This window comes from Syntrophorhabdus sp., from assembly GCA_012719415.1.
Taxonomy (GTDB): domain Bacteria; phylum Desulfobacterota; class Syntrophorhabdia; order Syntrophorhabdales; family Syntrophorhabdaceae; genus Delta-02.
Genome location: JAAYAK010000013.1, coordinates 1 through 3,683, shown reverse-complemented (window position 1 = coordinate 3,683; position 3,683 = coordinate 1). Strand labels below are relative to the sequence as shown.

Below are 3,683 nucleotides of genomic sequence, written 5' to 3'. Positions count from 1 at the left end.
TCTCATGGCCATCAACGGGAAGTTCTCCGACATCTCCCGCAGCGACCTGCTGGCAGTTGCGAACAGGTTCAGCATAGGAAGAGCGGAGGAGATAATCGAGCAGGTTGACGATGCCGTTGCCCGGTGGCCCCAATATGCCCGGGAAGCGGGAATTCCTCCGGAGGAGATCAAACGAATCGGAGAGGACCATCGCCTGGCAAGATCCCTACTGATGGAGCCGGCTGCGTGGAACGGCCCAGATCTCACAATGGGCGATTGAACACATGACAGGAGTGTGAGTATGAAGCGCCCCTTCCGCACCACCTGGAAAAAACCGACCGGCGAGACGGCAAGCGTCGACATCGAGGCGGAGAGCAAAGGCCAGGCCCGGTGGATCTTCATCCAGCGCGGCGGGGAGATACTGCAGATCGTGGAGATAGAGGATTCCCAGGAAAGAGCTGCCGGCCACGAACCTTGATGCTATGGAAGATTCCTGCCATACTAACACAGCAGGAGGCATAAATACGCTTGTAATAAGACTTTCACCGGAGATCGAAAAACGCCTTGAGGACCTGGCGAAGAAGACGGGAAGAACGAAAACCTTTTATGCCAGGGCCGCAATAACCGAATATATCGAAGACCTCGAAGATATTTACCTGGCGGAGAAAAGACTGGAAGACATACGAACCGGCAGGAGCAAAACCATTCCCATCGAAGAGATCATGAGCCGGTATGACCTGGAAGGTTGAGTTTTCCAGGGCCGCAGCAAAGGAACTTGACGATGTGTACCACAAGTGTTACACTTATCGCCGAAAGGAGTTGTCATGCCGACCAAGAACGCGAGGGTCAATGTTGTATTGGAGAAACCCCTTTACGCGGCCGTGGGCGAGATAGCGAAAAGACAAGGGCTGTCCAAATCCATGGTCGTAAGGGACCTGGTCCGGGAAGCGATCGAGCTCCGCGAGGACGTGGCCCTTGCCGCATTTGCCGAAGGCCGGGAGAAGACCTTCGGGACCGGAGAGGCTCTGACGCACGAGGACGTGTGGAGCTGACACATGGGCTACACGCTCAGGTACCATCCATCCGTAAAGACCGAGGACCTGCCGAAGCTCGACAAACGGACAGCCGCCAGGATAAGAGAGGCCATAGAGACACGGCTCCTCACGGCGCCGGAGGAGTACGGCGAGCCCCTCAGGCGAACCCTGAAAGGTTACTGGAAGCTCCGTGTCGGCGACTACCGCGTGGTTTTCCGCGTTCGGGACAGTGATATTCTCATCCTCGGGATCATTCACCGGAAAGAAGTCTACCGGGTCATGGAGAAAAAGAGGACCAAAGATTCAAAGAGATAGCCCCGACCAGCGGCCCGGAAAAATGAAGGAGATACAAACATGGCAACGATCATCAAAGAGACTCCTGTTCTCCATGGCAAGGATGCCAGGAGGTTCGTAGAGAAGATCAGGCGGAACGAGCGGGAGCCGGCGCCCCGGGAAGAGTACGACAGGATGATGGCGAACTATCGGAAGGTGAAGACGGGCGATTCTGGCCACGGAGAATCCGGGACAGTTGAATGATACCCTACCAGAAAGAGAAGATCGAGAATGCCATCTGCTTCTTCGCCGCGGTGCATCAGAAGAAGACAGGACGCTCCCTCGACGAGGCTTCTCTCTATAAATGCCTCGCCTTCCTGGACTTTGAGACCTTCGAGGAGACCGGCAGGCCCGCCCTCGGCCTGGACTACATAGCGATGGAGAGGGGCCCTGTGCCCATCGAGATCTATGGTGCCCGGCGTTCCCTGAAGACAGAGTGCTTCGAGTTTGTCGCGCAGAAAGACGAGCTTTCATCCAGAGAGAAGTTCCTCGTCATCGCTCATGGAAAACCCGACCTGGACTATTTCTCCGAGTATGAGAAGACGAAGATGAAACGCATCATCGAGATCTTCGCGGACAGATCCATCAAGGCCGGCCTGAGGAGTGACGCCTCCCATGAACGGATCAAGGCCTGGAAGAAGACCTGGGCCAAGAAGAAGAACTCCCTGATCGATTACTCCCTGACATTTGACAAGGATCCCAGGACCAAGAAACCGGAGGACCTCTCCTTCGCGGAGGAGTGTTTCCTGACCGCCGAAGCTCTTGCAAAGTCAGGCGCCTGACCGGATGCAGGCGGGGGACGTATTTCGCTGGAACAATTTCCCCAATCCAAAGTATGGCGGTGACGACATCAAGCCGAGGTGGTTTGTCTATCTCGGGGATACGGGAAAGCTCAGCACGCCGGTAACGGCCTATCTTCTCACAGCCACTACGAACCTGGCGTCCACCGATCCCGGCGGGGTAAAGCACGGCCACTCCGCGTGCCGGTACCACCCCAACAGTTCGCCCTTCGATCAGGAGTGTATCGTGGACGTGGATGAAGGGACGTACTCAATCGCCGCAGGAACGCTACCCAACAACCCCGATATTGAGGCCAAGGGATCCCTGACGGAACAGCAGATGAGGGAACTCTACAATAAGCTTTTCAGGTCCCAGTACTTCTCCAGGGCCGTGCTCAAGGATGTCCACAGGAGCTTCAACGATGCCGGGATCACGTCGCTGAAAATGCCATAAGCTTGACACCGCCCCTGTCCCGAGGTAGGCTTTTCCTGCGGTTGGGAGAGCTGCATGAGCGGTTCGCTGGACATAGGGCCGCCCGGCCGCATTCTTGCTAATAGCTACCCACATGGTCGTTGCACCTGTGGCGCGGGGCCGGGAGACCGGCCCCTGCCCTCAATTCCGCGATGCTTCTCTTCCTTTCCGAAAATCTTGCCCTTTCAAGCCCACATCGTATATACTATATAGGATATACGATGCAATATGGAGGATGCCATGCAGAAAGTTCTTCTTTCATTGCCAGACCGTCTGGCCGAAAGGATGAAGGCCGTTATACCTCCCGGCCAGCGTAGCAAGGTCCTGGCGGACCTTCTCGAGACCGAGGTGAAGCGCCGGGAAGAGGATCTCTATCAGTGTGCCCTCGACGTTGAGAATGACCAGGCCCTCAGCGAGGAGATGAAAGACTGGGACGTGACCGCGGGAAACGGCATAGACGATGAAACGTGGTGACATATACTGGGTGAATCTCAATCCGTCAACCGGTTCCGAGATCAGGAAGAGACGCCCGTGCGTGATCATCGGCGCAACGCCCGTCAATGAAGCAAGACGAACCGTTGTTGTTGTTCCCCTTTCTTCCGTCGGCAAGCCAAGACCCCCATTGGCCATCCCGGTTACATGCCTTGGCAGAAAGGCCGTTGCGGTGTGTGACCAGATCAGGGCGGTGGACAAGAGTCGTCTTGTGGAGAAGGCAGAGGAGATCTCCAGGGAGGACCTGGCGGAAATAGAGAAGGGCCTTCGCCAGGTGCTGGTGCTGTGATCAGATCGGGCTCCTTCCTGACCAACCAGAAGATCGTCAATGGGTGGATGCAGAGCCCCGGGCACAGGAAGAACCTCCTGTCCGGGGAGTTCGAAGAGATAGGAGTGGCGGTCGTGAAGGGCCGGCTGGAGGGGGGCGAGGGGTGGATCGCCGTGCAGGTGTTCGGGAAGCAGTCGCCGGCGGTGAGGGAGGAGAAATAGAGCTCAGGCTGTGAAATTGCCCAAGAATGTCCAGGGTATCAGAACAACGTTCAATTTTATATTGACAAAAATAGTACCATGACGATAATTATATATAAATCAATG

Annotated in this window: 11 protein-coding genes; all 11 read left to right on the top strand. The window is 56.1% G+C overall.

What is annotated here, in order from left to right:
- Positions 1-259, top strand: a 259-nt coding sequence (locus GXX82_00580) for a hypothetical protein (protein NLT21521.1), incomplete at its 5' end; no start/stop codon positions are given.
- 21 nt (positions 260-280) lie between these two features.
- Entirely contained in the window at positions 281-457 is a 177-nt protein-coding gene (locus GXX82_00575; GenBank protein ID NLT21520.1) for a hypothetical protein, read from the top strand.
- A 4-nt stretch (positions 458-461) separates the two neighbouring features.
- On the top strand, positions 462-728 hold the full coding sequence (locus GXX82_00570; protein NLT21519.1) for a TraY domain-containing protein: 267 nt from the start codon (positions 462-464) through the stop codon (positions 726-728).
- Positions 729-803: 75 nt separating this feature from the next.
- Entirely contained in the window at positions 804-1,031 is a 228-nt protein-coding gene (locus GXX82_00565) for a ribbon-helix-helix protein, CopG family (GenBank protein ID NLT21518.1), read from the top strand.
- Positions 1,032-1,034: 3 nt separating this feature from the next.
- Positions 1,035-1,328, top strand: a complete 294-nt coding sequence (locus GXX82_00560; GenBank protein ID NLT21517.1) for a type II toxin-antitoxin system RelE/ParE family toxin — start codon at positions 1,035-1,037, stop codon at positions 1,326-1,328.
- Positions 1,329-1,367: 39 nt separating this feature from the next.
- A complete protein-coding gene (locus tag GXX82_00555) occupies positions 1,368-1,550 on the top strand; it encodes a hypothetical protein (protein NLT21516.1) in 183 nt (60 codons plus the stop codon).
- Positions 1,547-2,128 carry a SocA family protein gene (locus GXX82_00550; GenBank protein ID NLT21515.1) on the top strand — a complete coding sequence of 194 codons (582 nt, stop codon included), beginning with the start codon at positions 1,547-1,549 and terminating at the stop codon, positions 2,126-2,128. The genes GXX82_00555 and GXX82_00550 overlap by 4 nt, the downstream gene beginning before the upstream one ends.
- Before the next feature lie 4 nt (positions 2,129-2,132).
- The gene (locus GXX82_00545) at positions 2,133-2,579 is read left to right on the top strand and encodes a hypothetical protein (GenBank protein ID NLT21514.1); all 447 of its coding nucleotides are present in this window, start codon (positions 2,133-2,135) and stop codon (positions 2,577-2,579) included.
- Positions 2,580-2,837: 258 nt separating this feature from the next.
- Positions 2,838-3,071 (top strand): hypothetical protein, encoded by a 234-nt coding sequence (locus GXX82_00540; GenBank protein NLT21513.1) that lies wholly within the window; start codon positions 2,838-2,840, stop codon positions 3,069-3,071.
- Positions 3,058-3,378 (top strand): type II toxin-antitoxin system PemK/MazF family toxin, encoded by a 321-nt coding sequence (locus tag GXX82_00535; GenBank protein ID NLT21512.1) that lies wholly within the window; start codon positions 3,058-3,060, stop codon positions 3,376-3,378. Before GXX82_00540 ends, GXX82_00535 begins: the two co-directional genes overlap by 14 nt.
- Positions 3,375-3,578 (top strand): hypothetical protein, encoded by a 204-nt coding sequence (locus GXX82_00530; protein ID NLT21511.1) that lies wholly within the window; start codon positions 3,375-3,377, stop codon positions 3,576-3,578. Before GXX82_00535 ends, GXX82_00530 begins: the two co-directional genes overlap by 4 nt.
- The last annotated feature ends 105 nt before the right edge of the window (positions 3,579-3,683 follow it).